Source organism: Streptomyces sp. NPDC047017, assembly GCF_040644175.1.
In the GTDB taxonomy this organism is placed as follows: domain Bacteria; phylum Actinomycetota; class Actinomycetes; order Streptomycetales; family Streptomycetaceae; genus Streptomyces.
In genome coordinates this window covers 1-13120 of record NZ_JBEYVW010000030.1, presented here as the reverse complement: position 1 = coordinate 13120, position 13120 = coordinate 1, and the positions used below count along the sequence as shown (strand labels likewise).

At 72.8% G+C, this 13120-nt stretch carries 13 protein-coding genes; 7 read left to right on the top strand and 6 right to left on the bottom strand.

Going from position 1 to position 13120, the window contains the following annotated elements:
* Positions 1 to 90 precede the first annotated feature (90 nt).
* On the bottom strand, positions 91 to 1329 hold the full coding sequence (gene ilvA, locus ABZ858_RS34695; protein WP_361388088.1) for a threonine ammonia-lyase: 1239 nt from the start codon (positions 1327 to 1329) through the stop codon (positions 91 to 93).
* A gap of 167 nt (positions 1330 to 1496) precedes the next feature.
* Between ilvA and ABZ858_RS34690 the strand changes: the two genes are divergently transcribed.
* The 4 genes from ABZ858_RS34690 (at position 1497) to ABZ858_RS34675 (ending at position 3581) form a co-directional block, all read left to right on the top strand.
* A complete protein-coding gene (locus tag ABZ858_RS34690; protein ID WP_361388243.1) occupies positions 1497 to 2009 on the top strand; it encodes a MarR family transcriptional regulator in 513 nt (170 codons plus the stop codon).
* A 182-nt stretch (positions 2010 to 2191) separates the two neighbouring features.
* The gene (locus ABZ858_RS34685; RefSeq protein WP_361388085.1) at positions 2192 to 2767 is read left to right on the top strand and encodes a sigma factor-like helix-turn-helix DNA-binding protein; all 576 of its coding nucleotides are present in this window, start codon (positions 2192 to 2194) and stop codon (positions 2765 to 2767) included.
* A gap of 13 nt (positions 2768 to 2780) precedes the next feature.
* On the top strand, positions 2781 to 3029 hold the full coding sequence (locus tag ABZ858_RS34680) for a hypothetical protein (protein WP_361388082.1): 249 nt from the start codon (positions 2781 to 2783) through the stop codon (positions 3027 to 3029).
* Between the two features lie 99 nt (positions 3030 to 3128).
* On the top strand, positions 3129 to 3581 hold the full coding sequence (locus ABZ858_RS34675; protein WP_361388079.1) for a hypothetical protein: 453 nt from the start codon (positions 3129 to 3131) through the stop codon (positions 3579 to 3581).
* Between the two features lie 39 nt (positions 3582 to 3620).
* Here the strand turns inward: ABZ858_RS34675 and ABZ858_RS34670 are convergent, their stop codons facing one another.
* Positions 3621 to 4775: a cystathionine gamma-synthase gene (locus tag ABZ858_RS34670; RefSeq protein ID WP_361388076.1), complete on the bottom strand. Its 1155-nt coding sequence runs from the start codon at positions 4773 to 4775 to the stop codon at positions 3621 to 3623.
* Between the two features lie 226 nt (positions 4776 to 5001).
* On the opposite strand from ABZ858_RS34670, the gene ABZ858_RS34665 reads away from it, so the two are divergent.
* On the top strand, positions 5002 to 6120 hold the full coding sequence (locus tag ABZ858_RS34665) for a hypothetical protein (protein WP_361388073.1): 1119 nt from the start codon (positions 5002 to 5004) through the stop codon (positions 6118 to 6120).
* A 10-nt stretch (positions 6121 to 6130) separates the two neighbouring features.
* On the opposite strand, the gene ABZ858_RS34660 is transcribed toward ABZ858_RS34665, so the two are convergent.
* Positions 6131 to 7171, bottom strand: coding sequence for an NAD(P)-dependent alcohol dehydrogenase (locus ABZ858_RS34660; RefSeq protein WP_361388070.1), 1041 nt, complete (start codon positions 7169 to 7171; stop codon positions 6131 to 6133).
* Between the two features lie 169 nt (positions 7172 to 7340).
* Here ABZ858_RS34660 and ABZ858_RS34655 point away from each other — a divergent pair, with 169 nt between their 5' ends.
* Positions 7341 to 8309, top strand: a complete 969-nt coding sequence (locus ABZ858_RS34655) for a helix-turn-helix transcriptional regulator (RefSeq protein ID WP_361388067.1) — start codon at positions 7341 to 7343, stop codon at positions 8307 to 8309.
* A 72-nt stretch (positions 8310 to 8381) separates the two neighbouring features.
* On the opposite strand, the gene ABZ858_RS34650 is transcribed toward ABZ858_RS34655, so the two are convergent.
* The 3 genes from ABZ858_RS34650 to ABZ858_RS34640 form a co-directional block, all read right to left on the bottom strand.
* On the bottom strand, positions 8382 to 9065 hold the full coding sequence (locus tag ABZ858_RS34650; RefSeq protein ID WP_361388064.1) for an ABC transporter ATP-binding protein: 684 nt from the start codon (positions 9063 to 9065) through the stop codon (positions 8382 to 8384).
* Between the two features lie 47 nt (positions 9066 to 9112).
* Positions 9113 to 10591: an ABC transporter permease gene (locus ABZ858_RS34645; protein ID WP_361388061.1), complete on the bottom strand. Its 1479-nt coding sequence runs from the start codon at positions 10589 to 10591 to the stop codon at positions 9113 to 9115.
* A gap of 210 nt (positions 10592 to 10801) precedes the next feature.
* Positions 10802 to 12067 (bottom strand): Ig-like domain-containing protein, encoded by a 1266-nt coding sequence (locus tag ABZ858_RS34640; protein WP_361388058.1) that lies wholly within the window; start codon positions 12065 to 12067, stop codon positions 10802 to 10804.
* A gap of 462 nt (positions 12068 to 12529) precedes the next feature.
* On the opposite strand from ABZ858_RS34640, the gene ABZ858_RS34635 reads away from it, so the two are divergent.
* Positions 12530 to 12982, top strand: coding sequence for a cell wall protein (locus ABZ858_RS34635; RefSeq protein ID WP_361388056.1), 453 nt, complete (start codon positions 12530 to 12532; stop codon positions 12980 to 12982).
* Positions 12983 to 13120: the final 138 nt, after the last annotated feature.

Genomic DNA, 13120 nt, shown 5'->3' with positions numbered 1-13120 from the left:
CGCCCCCGGCGCCCCGCACGGAGCACCGGGGGCTTCGTCGTACCCGTACCCGAGGCCGTACCCGCACCCGAGGCCGTACCCGTACCCGTCTCAGTCGATGACCGGGTAACCGGCCTCGCGCAGCGCGTGGCCGACCTCGGCGCAGTGCGCCGGGCCCTTGGTCTCCAGGTGCAGTTCCACCTCGGCCTCGCTGAGCCCGAGCCGCGGGTCGGTCCGTACGTGGCTGACGTCCAGGACGTTGGCGTCGACCGCCGACAGCACCCCGAGCAGGGTGGCCAGCGCACCCGGCCGGTCCGTCAGGCGCAGCCGGACCGCCAGGTAGCGGCCCTGCGCCGACATGCCGTGCCGCAGCACGCGCTGGAGCAGCACCGGATCGACGTTGCCACCCGACAGCACCGCCACGACCGGGCCCTCGATGCCGCTGTCCGCGCCCGCGCCGCCCAGCAGCGCGGCCACCGGGCTCGCCCCGGCCGGTTCCACGACCAGCTTGGCCCGCTCCAGGCACAGCAGCAGCGCGGCGGAGAGCTGGTCCTCGCCGACCGTGCGCACCTCGTCGACCAGCTCCTCGACGAGGCCGAACGGCACGTCGCCGGGCCGGCCGACCCGGATGCCGTCGGCCATCGTCGTCGGGTGCTCGATCGCCACCGGCCGTCCGGCGGCCAGCGAGGGCGGATACGCCGCCGAGCCCGCCGCCTGCACACCCACGATCCGCACGTCCGGCCGCAGCGCCTTGACCGCGACCGCGATACCGGCCGCGAGTCCGCCGCCGCCGATGCCGACGACGATGGTGCGCACCTGCGGGCACTGTTCGAGGATCTCCAGGCCGACGGTGCCCTGGCCGGCGATGACGTCGGGGTGGTCGAAGGGGTGGATGAAGACGGCGCCGGTCTCGGCGGCGTACTCCTGGGCGGCGGTCAGCGTCTCGTCGACGACCTGGCCGTGCAGCCGCACCTCGGCGCCGTAGTCCTGGGTCGCGCTGATCTTGGGCAGCGGGGCGCCTCTGGGCATGAACACGGTGGCGTGCACGCCGAGCAGCGCGGAGGCGAGGGCGACGCCCTGCGCGTGGTTGCCGGCGCTGGCAGCCACCACACCGGCGGCCCGCTGCTCGGGCAGCAGCCCGGCGATCCGCACGTAGGCGCCGCGCAGCTTGAACGAACCGGTGCGCTGGAGGTTCTCGCACTTGAGGTGTACGGGCGCGCCCACCAGCTGGGACAGGTGTCTGCTGCTCTCCATCGCGGTCACCCGCGCCACCGGTGAGAGCATCTTCTGGGCGCCCAGCACGTCGTCCAGGGTGACGGACGAGGGGGCGCCGGTGGTGCCGTAGCTCATGGGTCGAGTCTCGCAGTTCACGGCCGTGCGGGACCGCTGTGACCAACCCGCGAGACCGGTTCGCGCAGCGCCGGTACGCCTCATGGCCGGGCCGCGTACCCTGTCCCCCAACCCAGCAGCTCTTCAGAAGCGAGCCCCCGGCCATGCCCACAACACCTGAAATGTCGATGGACATGACGACCGTCGGTGACCCCGGTCTCCTCGACACCCTCCAGCACGAGGTGGCGCTGTTCGCCCGCCGGGCGGAACAGACCCGGCTCGGCGGCGTCGGGCAGGTGCGCAACACCATGGACCGCGCCGCCTACCTGCTGCTCAACCGCCTCGACAAGGAGGGCCCGATGGGTGTCAAGGCGCTCGCCTCGGGCATGGGCATCGACTCCTCCACGGTCACCCGGCAGGTGGCGCCGCTCGTGGACACCGGGCTGGTCAAGCGCACCTCGCATCCGGAGGACGGGCGGGCCGTGGTGCTGCAGCTGTCCCCGCGCGGGGCGGCGCGCCTGGAGGAGGTGCGCTCCTCCCGGCGCCGGCTGATGGACGAGCTGACCGAGGGCTGGACGCCGCAGGAGCGCGAGGCCTTCTGCTCCCTGCTGACCCGCTTCAACCACGCCCTCTCCGCTCGCCAGACCTCTCCGGGCACCTCGGCCGCGGAGCCGGGACCGGAAGCCGGACCGGCCTCCTGAGCCGCACCGGGGCGCCCGGTCCCCGCGTCCTGCGGCGCACCGGCGCGCACCGACCGCCGCGCGAGTCTTGACCGGCGGGCCGCCCCTGGCCTGATATGAGACCCGGGGTCCCGCCGCACGAGGTTTCCGTCGCCCGTGTGCGCGCCGGGTCCCGTTCCACGGTCGGCCTTGGGGGAGGCGTGGTGCGAGAACGGCAGGGGCGGCGAGGTGCTCGCCGGGCCCGGGAGTTCGAGGCGTTCGTCGCGGGCGCGGGCGGACGGCTGCTGCACACCGCCACGCTGCTCACCGCCGAGGCCCCGGACGCCAACCCGCGCGCGCGGCGCCTGCTGACCCTGTCCCTGGCGCACACGTACGCGTGCTGGGACGGGCTGCGCGGCGAGGACCCCTACGAGCGGGCCCGTCAGCTCTTGGCGGGCCGGTTCGCCCGCGAGGCCTGGCACCGGCACGGCGTGCGGGCCGGTGCCCGCCACCGGCTGCCCGGTGTCCTGGCCGGGCTGGCTCCGCAGGCGCGCCTGGTCGTCGTGCTCAGGCTGTACGAGGGGGTCGCCGAGGAGCAGACGGCGGCCCTGCTGGGCCTGCCGCCGGAACGCGTCCGCGTGCTGTGCGACCGCGCGCTCGGCCTGCTGGCGCATCCGCCCGCGCCGTCCGCGCGGTCCGCGCCACCGTCCGCCCCGGCGGTGGCGGGCGCGGAAGCGGGCGCGGGCCCGAAGGCGGGCGCCGGCGCGAAGGCCGGCGCGGGATCGGGCGCGGGCGCGTGAGGGGAGGCGGAGCGTGAACAGGGCGGAGCGCGAGGCGGCGGCCCGGCGCATCCTGGAGCAGGCGGCGCCCCAGGTGCCCGCCGGGCTGTACGACGAGGCCGTGCGCCGCGGCGGCCGCATGCTGCGCCGCCGCGCCCTGGCCCGCCGCACGCTGTGGCTGCTCCTGTGCGCCGCGGTCCTCGCCTTCACGGTCTGGGCCCTGACCGTACGGCCCTGGGTGGAGCCACCGTCGCAGACGACTCCGCAGGTGACGGACTGGTGAGGCCCGGTGCCCCCGGTGCCCCCGGGGCGTCGGGGCCGCGTGTCGCGATCCGCGCATACGGAAGCGGTACCTCCGTGGCTCCGGGGCAACCCGTCCGCCATGGAGATCGCAGCGGTGGAGACCGGCGCGGGAAGATTCATCGACTACACGCACGTGCTGTGGCTGGACGGCATCCTGAACGCCGGGATGCTCCTCAACCTGGTCGGGTTCATGCTCTGGATCGTCTGGGGGTTCAGGGAACGCAGGCACGGAATACGCGGTGCGCTGCGCAAGACGTACGAGAAATCCCCGCACGCCAACGGCTGGAAGCCGCGCACCCGCTGGATCCTGGCCGGCGGTTCGGCGGCCGTGGCCGTCGGCCTGCTGATCCTCGGCGCGGCGCTCTCGTCCTCCGGCCGTGCGGAAGGACACGCCGCCCTGACGATGGGCGGTGTCTGGGCGGGACTGTGGCTGCTGGCGGGCCCCCTGCTCCGCCCGGTCGCCGGTGAGCGGCCCCGGCACTCGCAGGACTGGGCGGGTCCGGAGGACCGGGGCGGCCGCCTCTCGGCCTGAACCCACCCCGGCCCCCCATGTCCCCCGGCCGGAACCGTCCTAGCCGAGGGCCTGCTGCAGGTCCTCCAGCAGGTCGTCGACGTTCTCGATGCCGACCGACAGGCGGACGAGGTCGGCGGGGACCTCCAGGGCGGAGCCGGCCGCGGAGGCGTGGGTCATGCGTCCGGGGTGCTCGATCAGGGACTCGACGCCGCCCAGGGACTCGCCGAGCGTGAACACCTTGGCGCGGTCGCAGACCTCGACGGCCGCCTCCTCGCCGCCCTCGACCCGGAAGGACACCATGCCGCCGAACGCCTTCATCTGCTTGGCGGCGACCTCGTGACCGGGGTGGCCGGGCAGTCCCGGGTACAGGACGCTCGTCACGCGCGCGTGCCGGGTGAGCATGTCGGCGATCTTCGTGGCGTTGTCGCTGTGCCGGTCCATGCGCACCGCGAGGGTCTTGGTGCCGCGCAGCACCAGCCAGGAGTCGAACGGTCCGGCGACGGCGCCCATGGCGTTCTGGTGGTACGCCAGTTCGTCGCCGAGCGTGGCGTCGCCGGTGATCAGCGCGCCGCCGACGACGTCGGAGTGGCCGCCCATGTACTTGGTCAGCGAGTGCACGACCACGTCGGCGCCGAGGACCAGCGGCTGCTGGAGGTAGGGCGTGGCGAAGGTGTTGTCGACGACGAGCCGGGCGCCCGCGTCCCGGGCGACCTGGGCGACGGCCGCGATGTCGGTGATGCCGAGCAGCGGGTTGGAGGGGGTCTCCACCCAGATGACCTTGGTCCTCGGGGTGACGGCGTCCCGTACGGCGGCCGGGTCGCTGGTGTCGGCGACCGACCATTCCACGCCCCACCGCGAGACGACCTTGGCGAACAGGCGGAACGTGCCGCCGTAGGCGTCGTTCGGGATGACCACGTGGTCGCCCGGGGTGAGCAGCGTGCGCAGCAGGCAGTCCTCGGCCGCCAGTCCGGACGCGAACGCGAGGCCCCGGCGGCCGCCCTCCAGGGCGGCGAGGTTCTCTTCGAGGGCGGTCCTGGTGGGGTTGGCGCTGCGGCTGTACTCGTAGCCGCCGCGCAGACCGCCCACGCCGTCCTGCTTGTAGGTCGAGACCTGGTAGATCGGCGGGACGACCGCGCCGGTGAGGGGATCGGCGGTGTTGCCCGCGTGGATCGCGAGGGTCTCGAAGTGCTGACTGATGTGCCTGTCGCTCATGGGCTTGAGCGTAGTGCGCCGAGGGCCCCGGTGGCGGCCGCATGCGGCCTGCGGGCGCCGGACGTCATGCTGCCGTCACACCCGCCGCCGGGACGCACCGGGCAGCATCGGGCCGCATCGGGCAGCATCGGGCCGCATCGGGCCGCGGTGCCGTGCCCGGGCGGGGTTATCCACAGGCTCGGGCGCAGGTTCGCCAATTGTCGGGGGCGTCTGGTTCGCTTGAGGCATGGAGATTCTCTGGGTCCTGACGGCGGTGGTCCTGCTGGGCTTCGTGCTGCTTCCGTTCCTCCGGCGCGGGCGGGGCGTCATCGAGCAGGTGCCGCCGGGGCACCCGGACGCCGCGGACCCGGCGACCTACGGTTTCGTGCCGACGGAGGAGCTGGACGTCCGGATGCCCGGCCCCGACCAGGACCTCCTCGACGTGCTGGACCTGGTGCAGCGCACCCAGGACTACCGCGCGGCCGCCCAGTTGCTCGCGGGCACCGAGGCGGAGGGCGAGGTGCGCTGGCAGCGCGTGCAGGCGTTCGCCGGGGCCGCCGCGCTGGAGCTGGGGCAGCGGCCGGGCGGGGTGCACGAGACGCCCGGCGGGCAGTGGCTGCGGGTGTGGCGGGCCGAGCAGCCCGAGGACGCGGGCGGCGCGGCCGTGCACGCCGAGTTCCTGGTGCAGCAGGCGTGGCGCACGGCGACGCCGGGCACCGACGAGTTCCGGATCATCATGGAGGAGGCCCGGGACGCCTGCGGCCGGGCCGCGTCGGCGGCGCCGGGCGACCCGGTCCCGTACATCGCCGAGCTGTCGGTGGCCCGCGGACTGGCGTACGAGCGGCAGCAGTTCGAGCACCTCTGGCTGAAGATCCTCGACCGCGCGCCGGCTCACATGGGCGCGCACCTGGCGGCCCTGCACTACTGGTGCGAGAAGTGGCAGGGCTCGCGGCAGCAGGCGATGGAGTTCGCCCAGGCCGCCGCGGCCCGCGCCCCGCGGGGCTCGCTGCTGGCCGCCCTGCCGCTGTTCGCGGTCTTCGAGCACCTTCCCGAGGTGAATCTGGTCCGCGGTTTCTACCAGAGCGAGGTCGTCACCAAGGCGGTGCACGGCGCGCTGCACGCGCTCCACGCGGCCCGCCCCGGCGACCCGGTGGCGGCGCACGTCCGCCATCTGCTGGTGTTCTTCCTGGTCCGCTCCGAGCGCTGGGCCGAGGCCATGGACCAGCTCCTCCACGTCGACGGCCACGTGGGCGCGCTGCCGTGGATACTGTCGCAGGACCCGGCCGCCGAGTTCGCCGTCTACCGGGCCCTCGCGGTCGCCGGCTACGAGGCGAACGGCGGCAGCCCGGCCACCCTGCCCCAGTGAGGCGCGGCGGTCAGATCGTCGCGATGTCGATCACGAAGCGGTAGCGCACGTCGCTGGCCACCACCCGCTCGTACGCCTCGTTGATCTCGGCGGCGCCGATCAGCTCGATCTCGGCGCCCAGGCCGTGCTCGGCGCAGAAGTCCAGCATCTCCTGGGTCTCGGCGATACCGCCGATGTTGGAGCTGGTCAGGTTGCGCCGGTTGCCGAACAGCGCGGCGAGCGGGACCTGGACCGGCTCCTCGGGCAGGCCCACGTTCACCATCGCGCCGCCCGTGCGCAGCAGCGACAGGAAGGCGGGGAAGTCCAGCGGGGCCGAGACGGTGTTGAGGATCAGGTCGAAGCCGCCCTTGAGCTGCTCGAACGTGGCCGGGTCGCTGGTGGCGTAGTAGTGGTCGGCGCCCAGCTTCAGCCCGTCGTCCTTCTTGCGCAGGGACTGGGAGAGCACGGTCACCTCCGCGCCGAGCGCGTGCGCGATCTTGACTCCCATGTGGCCGAGCCCGCCGAAGCCGACGACCGCGACCTTCTTGCCGGGACCGATGTCCCAGTGCTTGAGCGGCGAGTACGTGGTGATGCCGGCGCACAGCAGCGGGGCGGCCACGTCCAGGGCGAGCCCGTCGGGGACGCGGACGACGAACTTCTCGTCCACGACGATCTGCTGGGCGTAGCCGCCGTAGGTCGGCTCGCCGTCCTTGCCGACCGCGTTGTACGTCCAGACGGGGCGCTGGTCGCAGTACTGCTCCAGGCCGGCCCGGCAGTTGTCGCACTCCTGGCAGGAGTCGACCATGCAGCCGACGCCCACGCGGTCGCCCACGGCGTACCGGGTGACGCCGGGCCCGACCTCGCAGACCACGCCCGCGATCTCGTGGCCGGGGACCATCGGGAAGATCGCTTCGCCCCAGCCCTCGCGGGCCTGGTGGATGTCCGAGTGGCAGATACCGGTGAACTTGATGTCGATCAGCACATCGAACTCGCCGACCGGACGGCGCTCGATGGTGGTGCGCTCCAGCGGCGCCTTCGCTGCGGGTGCGGCGTATGCGGCGACAGTGGTCATGACGAGGATTCTCCTAGCGGTTGCCGTGCCCGGCCGCCTGTCCGGCCCGGCACCCTTCCAGAGTGCCCCGCCGGGCGACATCCACCCAGGTCACGGCCTTGCGTACGCTCGCTGGTCCTACTACTGACGGGGTCAGGCTGCCGTGCGTACGACCACGGATACTGGAGGTATGGACGAACAGCCCGACAGCCCCCGGCAGGACCCCGCGACGGGCGCCGGTCCGGACAGCGGCACCGGACCGGCCACCGGCGCAGGTCCGGACACCGGTGCCGGTCTGGACCGCCGGGCCGAGCTGAGCGAGTTCCTGCGCACCCGCCGGGCCCGGCTGCGGCCGGAGGACGTCGGGCTGCCGCACTACGGGTGCCGGCGCCGGGTGCCCGGGCTGCGCCGCGAGGAGCTGTCGCAGCTGGCCGGGGTGTCGGTGGCGTACTACACGCGCCTGGAGCAGGGCAACGGCCGCAATGTGTCGGCGGAGGTCCTGGACTCCATCGCCCGCGCGCTGCGGCTGAGCGACGCCGAGCACGCGCATCTGACCCATCTGGCCAAGCCCAAGCACAAGAAGAAGCAGACCGCGCCGACCCAGCAGGTGCGCGCCTCGCTGCGGCAGCTGCTGGACACGATGGACGGGGTGCCGGCCTACATCGTCGGCCGCCGCTCGGAGCTGCTGGCCTGGAACCGGCTGGCGACGGCCGTCTTCGGCGACTGGGAGCGGCTGCCGGCACCGGAGCGCAACTGGGCGCGGCTGGTCTTCCTCAGCCCCGGATACCGCGAGCTGTACATCGACTGGGAGCAGAAGGCGGTCGACGTCGTCCGGGCGTTGCGCATGGAGGCCGGCTGCTATCCGGAGGACCCGCGGCTCTCGGCGCTGGTCGGTGAACTCTCGGTCAAGAGCGAGGACTTCCGGCGGCTGTGGGCGGCGCACGAGGTCCGGGAGAAGGGCCACGGCGTCAAGCGGCTGCGGCATCCGCTGGCCGGCGAGCTGACCCTCCGGTACGAGACGTTCAAGCTGGCCGACGACGCCGACCAGTCCCTGATCGTGTACCACGCCGAGCCGGGCTCGGCGTCGGCGGACGCGCTGCGCCTGCTGGCGAGCTGGGGCGCGGACGCGGCGCCCGGCCCGTCCCGGACGGCCCCCTGACCGCCGGTCCCCCGTTCCTCCGCACGCCCCCGGGGGGACACCTCAACCGGGGGCGGCCTCGGTCCCGTTCGGCTACGCCTGCGCGTTCTCCTTGACCGTGACGCGGCCCTTGCGGATGGTCACCAGGCGCGGCGCCTTGCGGGCCAGGGCGGAGTCGTGGGTGACCATGACGAACGTCAGCCCGCGCTCCTCCCACAGGCGTTCGAGTACGGCCATGATCTCGTCGCGGGTCGACTCGTCCAGGTTGCCGGTGGGTTCGTCGGCGAGCAGCACCTTGGGCTGCTTGACCAGCGCGCGGGCGATGGCGACGCGCTGCTGCTGGCCGCCGGACATCTCGCCGGGCAGGTGTCCGAGCCGTTCGCCGAGCCCGACCGAGGACAGCGCCTCGGCGGCCCGCTCGCGCCGGTCCTTGGCCTTCACGCCGAGGGGTACGAGGGCGGTCTCGACGTTCTCCTGCGCGGTCAGCGTCGGTATCAGGTTGAAGGACTGGAAGACGAAGCCGATGTTCTCGCTGCGCACCCGGGTCAGCCGGGCCTCGGGCAGCCTGGCCAGGTCGGTGCCGTCCAGCACGACCTCGCCGGAGGTGGGCCGGTCCAGCCCGCCGAGCATCTGCAGCAGCGTGGACTTGCCGCCGCCGGTGGGGCCCTGGATGACCAGGCGGTCGCCGTCACCGATGGTCAGGTCGACGCCGTCGAGGGCGTGGACGGCTTCCTTGCCGCGGGTGTAGCGCTTGGTGACGCCTCGGAGTTCGTACATGGTGGAACAGCTCCTGGGATGAGTGGGGAGGGCGGGCCGGGCGGCCGCTATTCGACGCGCCGCAGCGCGTCGGCCGGCCGCAGCCGCGAGGCGCGCCAGCCGCCGAACGCGCCCGCGATCAGTCCGCCGGCCACGGCCAGGCCGACCGCGACGGCGATGGTGGTGAGGCTGACCGGCGCGGTGAGCGAGACGTCGAGGGACTTCGCGGCCTGCCGGCCGAACCCGCCGCCGCCGAAGCCACCGCCCCCGCCGAAGCCGCCTCCGTGGCCGCCGAAGCCGCCGCCCGTCCCGCCGCCGGAGCCGCCGAGCTGCGCCTGGAGGCTCGGGCTGACCGCGGTCACCGTGTACGCGCCCGCCAGGCCGAGTGCGATGCCGAGGACACCGCCGACCAGGCCGTTGACGACGGCCTCGCCGACGACCTGCCCGGTCACCCGGCCGGACTTCCAGCCCAGCGCCTTGAGCGTGCCGAACTCGCGCACCCGGCGGGAGACCGCCGAGGAGGTCAGCAGCCCGGCGACCAGGAACGCGGCCACGAGCACCGCGATGGACAGCCACTTGCCGACGTTCTCGGCCAGGCCGGAGGCGGTGGACAGCGAGCCGGAGACGGTCTTGGCCAGGTCGGCGGAGGTGGTGACCGTGGTCCCCGGGACGTTCTTCTGGACGGCGCTCTTGACGGAGGCGATCTGCTGGGAGTCGGCCGCCTTGACGTAGACGGTGGTGACCTTGTCCTTGTCGCCGCTGAGGGCCTGCGCCTGCTCCAGCGGCAAGTAGAGGTTGGCCGCCGCGTCCCCGCTGGTGGCCGTCGCGATGCCGATCACCTGGTACTTCACGTTCTTGATGGTGACCGTGGAGCCGACCGAGAGCTTCTTCTCCTGGGCGTACGCGGAATCGGCGACGACGACCTTCGCGTCGGTCTCGGTGGTCTTGAAGGTACGGCCGCTGGTGACCTTCGAGGAGGTCAGCGGGCCGAGCGCGGGCTGGGTGACGTCGGCGCCGTAGACCGTGTACTGGTTGACGTCGAAGTCGGCGCCGCCGCCCTGGACCGTGCCCTGCGGGGTGGACTGGCCGCCGCGCCGGCCGCCCTGGCCGCCGCCGTTCTGCATCCGGAACTGGCCGCGGGTGAACTGGCCGTCGACCTTGACCACGTCGAGGCTGAGCCCGCCGACGGCGGCCGCGACGCCCTTCTGCCCGGCGACCTGGGTCACCGTGGTGGCGGGCAGGGTGGTGAAGCCCTGCACCCGGACCATGTCGCTGCTCTGGGTGCCGCTGTCGCCGTCGCCCTTCGCACCGAACTTGAAGCGCGGGCGCTGGGAGTCCCCGGTGGGGGGCGTGGCCGCCTTGGTGACGGTCATGTCGGTGCCGAGCCCGTACAGCGACTGGAGGACCTTGTCCTGTGCCTTGCTCATGCCGCTGGACACGGAGGTGACCACGATGACCAGGGCGATACCCAGCGCGAGACCGGAGGCGACGACGAGGGCCGCCTTTCTGCGGCGGCGCAACTCGCGCCTCAGGTAGGTGAAGAACATGGCCGTAAGTTAGGGACGCACCGTGATGAAGGGATAAGCCCGGAATAAGAGAAGGATGAGAAGCCCGGCGACGGTACGGGAAACCCCGGCGGCGGTACGGGACACCCGGCGGCAGGCGGGACAGCACGGGTGGCCGGTGCCCGGTGGGCGGTGCGAAAAAACCGGCGCCGCCCTGCGGGAGGGCGGCGCCGGCGGGCGGGGCGGGGCGGATCAGGCGGCGGAGCCGGCCTTCCACTGCGTCCAGCTCATGTTCCAGCCGTTGAGGCCGTTGTCCGGGGAGACGGTCTTGTCGCCGGTGTGCTGCACGACCACGATGTCACCGATCAGCGTGTGGTTGTAGAACCACGCGGCCGGGGTGCTCGGGTCGCTCGCGCCCTTCTTGTCCTGCAGGCCCACACAGCCGTGGCTGGTGTTGGCGCCGCCGAAGACGGACGGCGCGCCCCAGTAGTTGCCGTGGATGAAGGTGCCGGAGCTGGTCAGGCGCATGGCGTGCGGTACGTCCTTGATGTCGTACTCGCCCTTGCCGTCGGAGTCCTTGAAGCCGACCGTGGCGCCGTTCATCCGGGTCTGGGTGAACTTCTCGGAGATCACCATCTGGCCCTCGTACGTGGTGTGGTCGGGCGAACCGGCGGAGATCGGGATCGTCTTGACGGTCCGGCCGTCCTGCGTGATCTTCATCTGCTTGGTCTTCGCGTCGACGTAGGAGACCTGATTGCGGCCGACGTGGAAGGTGACCGTCTTCTGCTGGACGCCGACGACGCCCTGGGCGCCCTGCACGCCGTCGAGGTTGAGCTTCAGGGTGACGGTGGAGCCTTCCTTCCAGTACTGCTCGGGGCGGAAGTCGAGGCGGTTGGCGCCGAACCAGTGCCCGACGACCTCCTGGCCGCTGGAGGAGGAGACGGTGATGCCCTTCTGGACGGCCGCCTTGTTCGTGATCGCCTTGTCGAAGTTGATCGAGACGGGCATGCCCACGCCGACGGTGGTGCCGTTGTCCGGCGTGAAGGAGCCGATGAAGCTGTGCGCCGGGGCGACTGTGGTGAACGAGGCGTTCTCGTGCGCCGCGCGGCCCTTGCCGTCGGTGGCGGTGGCGGCGACCTTGTAGGTGGTGGAGCGGCTCAGCTGGGTGCTGGGCTTCCAGCTCGTCTTGTCCGCCGATATCTGGCCCTGGACGGCCTTGCCGTCGGCCGTGGTCATCGCGACCTGCGTCAGCGTGCCCTGGGCCACGGTGACGGCGGCGGAGTTGTTGATGGAGGCGTTGTCCGAGCCGTCCGCCGGCGTGATCTTGATCTGCGCCTCCGACGACTCCTGGGCCGCCGCCTTGTCGGCCTTGGCCTGCGAAGTGCTGTCGCCGCCGTCCCCGCCGGCCGCGTTGCTGCTGCCGGAACAGGCCGAGAGCACCAGTACACCGCCGAGCAGTGCGGACGAGGCCATCAGGGCCCTGCGCCGCTTACTGTTCGTCATCACACGCTTCTCCATCGTTGCCGAAATCCCCAAGACCCCTCGAATCCCCCGTCGCGAATCATCAACGCTACGACCGTTTCGTCCCGTTCCCCAGGGCGCACAGGTGTGGGCCTCACCACGTCCCCGGGCCCTTCGCCATCATCCTCGGCGGCTGCGGGCGCGGGCCGGCGGGGGTCGGGTCCACTCCCCGGGTGCTGCCCAGGGCGGGCCCGGACATGCGCCGCGGCAGCCCTCCGGTGATCCGCCGGGGGGTACGGACCGGCCCGCCGGAAGCGCCGGTTCCGGGACGGTGTCGTCCGTCACAGCGGCGCGCGTCCCCGCTCGGCGCGTACGAATCCGTACATACCGTGATGTTCTACGGCGGTCCCGGACCCGGTCCGCAGTTCAAACCTCCCGTGACTTTCCCGTGACCCGTGACGTTCACTACGATCGCCCCACACGGCCAATTCGCCAGCGCCACAAGGGGATCGATATTCCGTGTCATCCGCTCGCCGTACGTTGCTGACCGCCACCGCCGCGGGCACCCTGCTGGGCGCCCTGTGGTTCGTCCCCTCCGCGAGCGCGACGGGGGGCACACCGGCGAGAACGGTGGCCGACTCGGCGCCGGCGGGACACCTCACCCAGCAGGGCCGGGCCGCCGACCCGGCGGTGGGCGCGGCGGGCGCGGCGGGGAGGGACACCGGCGCCGGGCGGCAGGCCGAGCCGGCGGCGGCCGGGAGCGAGACTGGTTCTGGATCCGGGTCCGGGGCCGGGTCCGGATCTGAGTCCGGGTCCGGGTCCGCGAACGCGCTCGGCGTCCCGGGCGGCACCGAACTCGCCGACACCGGAAGCATCGACACCACCCCCTATGTCATAGGCGGCTCGCTCTTCCTCGCGGTCGGCGCCGGCTTCGTGGTGTATTCGGTCCGCCGGGAACGCCTCGGCTCCTGAACCGCCGGGCGCCACACAGACGCGACGGGGCCCCGCCGTACGAGGGCGGGTTCTACTGATCCCCGCAACACCCTGGACTTCAGGGGGTTGCGGGGATCGTGGATTTTGAGGTGCTGAAGGCGAGGTTCTTCGAGGCGC